Origin of the sequence: Paenibacillus sp. AR247 (genome assembly GCF_002968895.1) — a bacterium.
Taxonomy (GTDB): Bacteria; Bacillota; Bacilli; order Paenibacillales; family Paenibacillaceae; genus Paenibacillus_AQ; species Paenibacillus_AQ favisporus.
This window is the reverse complement of sequence record NZ_PCZT01000012.1, coordinates 570,858-573,049: the sequence shown is the minus strand read 5'-3', so window position 1 is coordinate 573,049 and position 2,192 is coordinate 570,858. Positions and strand designations below refer to the sequence as shown.

Here is a 2,192-nt window from a genome sequence, read left to right as displayed (position 1 = left end):
CCGATCTGCTGGTCACCGCCGAGCGGACCCGACATGAACCGGTGGATTTTCAGGTCGGTGCCCTCCATAATCCGCTGTCCGGTCGTTCCTGTGGAATACAGCTGGTGTCCCTCAAACACATGCTCATAAGCCGTGACAAAGTTGACCATCTCGTCTTTTTTTCGGTCATGTGCGATGAATGCGATTTTTAGCATGTTGTAACCCCTCCTGAACTACTCTATAAAATGGTCAAACCCGTAAACCATACCCTCGTACGTCATAACCTTCTCGACCGCCATTTTGACGCCAGGCATATATCCTGCCCGCTCATAGGAATCGTGGCGAATCTTCAGCGTTTGGCCAAAGCCTCCAAACAATACCTCCTGCTGGGCGAATACGCCAGGAAGGCGGACGCTGTGAATGCGGAAACCGTTATAATATCCCCCGCGAGAGCCTTCAATCGTCTCTTCCTCGTTCGGATTTCCCTGGCGGATCTCCTGGCGGTTCTGGGCAATCATCTCTGCCGTTTTGATGGCGGTGCCGGAAGGCGCGTCGAGCTTCTGATCCCCATGGAATTCCATGATTTCGAGATGTGGGAAATACTTGGCTGCCTGCGCCGCAAATTTCATCATCAGTATGGCCCCGATGGAGAAATTCGGTGCGATCAGCCCGCCGATCCCCTTCTCCTTGCACTGCTTGTCCAACTCTTCGATTTGTTCCGGGGTGAAGCCCGTCGTGCCGATCACGGGACGAACCCCGTGGTTTACGGCCAAGACCGTATTGGGGTATGCGAACTGCGGCGTCGTAAAGTCCACAAGCACGTCCGGCTTACCTTCGACCAGTGCCATCTCCAGATCGGAGGTCAGCTTCACGCCACATTCCGGCAGCCCGGCCAAAGTGCCCGCGTCCGTCCCCTCTCCGGACCGTCCGACGGCGGCAACCAGCTCCAGATCGGGATGCTCGAGTACCAGTTTGACGACTTCCTTGCCCATTCTGCCTGCTGCTCCTGCGACGGCTACTTTGATGGTTGACATGTTAGCTCCCCACTTTCTCATGATTTATAGAATGAACTAAAGAAAGTCCTTTTCTGACACGGAAAAATGACCCGGGGATCCAGACATTACATGAGATAAACTTTAGTTCATTCTATTTAGGTGGATGAATCGTATAAATACGAGTTTAGCCGGCCTTTTAATTGCTCCAGCATATCCTGCAGGCCGTGGTCATGGGGTTGAAGGGCGATGACTTCCTTGATAGCCGATATGGCAAGCGCGTGCTCGTTCAGCTGGCTGTAGGCAAGCGCAAGCCAAATATACGCCTCCCCGTAGAGCGGGTCGAGCCGCACCGCTTCCTTCAAAATAGATACCGTTTCATACAATTGATTGGCAGGTGCTACATCGGGAGAATCGATCGTTTTCTTCGCATCCTGCACGATGCGCATCGCCTGCAAATGCTGAACATACAAACCGTATTCCGGCTTATCGGGTGCAAGCCTGGAGGCTTCTAGCGCACGTTCCATGGCCTTATCCAGCCGGTTGCTTCTTGCATAGGTTACGGAGCATCTATAATGAATTTCTGCATCCTCGGGGTTTTCGGCGATCGCTGCTTCAAACCAATGAAGTGCTTCTTCAAAATCGTTCTGCAAAATACAATGGTAAGCCTTTTGGACAAAAGGTTCGGATTGCATAGCTGCTCCCCCCGTTCAGGCGGTTTTCCTACAGCATATGTTCATTTCGCCTAATCGGTGTCCTTTTTCGTCCAACGGTCCTTATCCCGCGTATTGAATTTGTGCATGACCTTGTCGTGCGCTTCCGTCAGGTCGATCCCCAGCGAATTCGCAAAGCACATCGTTATGAACAAAATATCTCCGAGCTCGAGCTCAATGGAATTATCCGCTTCGGAAGGCTTCTTCGGCTTTTCCCCGAACCGGTGGTTCACCTCGCGGGCCAGCTCACCGACCTCTTCGGACATCCTTGCCAGCATCGATAACGGACTGAAATACCCTTCTTTGAACTGGGAGATGTACCGGTCGACTTCCCGCTGCATCTCTGCCAATGACTTCTCCATGATACCGAACCGTCCCCCTCTTTCGTATGTACAATGCTTCACGTCACGCCGGACGCTAGTTTACTCCATATGTTATCGCAAAGCGGAAATGAAAACAAATATTTTTAATCGCCGGGGAAAAAGGTATACTATGGAATGGAGCGAAG

Annotated in this window: 4 protein-coding genes; all 4 read right to left on the bottom strand. The window is 52.0% G+C overall.

The window, feature by feature from the left end; genetic code table 11:
• Positions 1 to 194, bottom strand: a 194-nt coding sequence (locus CPT76_RS24290; protein WP_105444700.1) for a methylglyoxal synthase, incomplete at its 3' end; no start/stop codon positions are given.
• A gap of 18 nt (positions 195 to 212) precedes the next feature.
• On the bottom strand, positions 213 to 1,013 hold the full coding sequence (gene dapB, locus CPT76_RS24285; RefSeq protein ID WP_105444699.1) for a 4-hydroxy-tetrahydrodipicolinate reductase: 801 nt from the start codon (positions 1,011 to 1,013) through the stop codon (positions 213 to 215).
• 116 nt (positions 1,014 to 1,129) lie between these two features.
• Positions 1,130 to 1,666 (bottom strand): tetratricopeptide repeat protein, encoded by a 537-nt coding sequence (locus CPT76_RS24280; protein WP_076170121.1) that lies wholly within the window; start codon positions 1,664 to 1,666, stop codon positions 1,130 to 1,132.
• A 50-nt stretch (positions 1,667 to 1,716) separates the two neighbouring features.
• Positions 1,717 to 2,046, bottom strand: a complete 330-nt coding sequence (locus CPT76_RS24275; protein ID WP_076170120.1) for a nucleotide pyrophosphohydrolase — start codon at positions 2,044 to 2,046, stop codon at positions 1,717 to 1,719.
• Positions 2,047 to 2,192: the final 146 nt, after the last annotated feature.

Excerpts from the sequence above, each read along its gene's own strand:
- dapB (WP_105444699.1), bottom strand. The coding sequence starts at position 1,013 with ATGTCAACCATCAAAGTAGCCGTCGCAGGAGCAGCAGGCAGAATGGGC.
- CPT76_RS24280 (WP_076170121.1), bottom strand. The coding sequence starts at position 1,666 with ATGCAATCCGAACCTTTTGTCCAAAAGGCTTACCATTGTATTTTGCAG.
- CPT76_RS24275 (WP_076170120.1), bottom strand. The coding sequence starts at position 2,046 with ATGGAGAAGTCATTGGCAGAGATGCAGCGGGAAGTCGACCGGTACATC.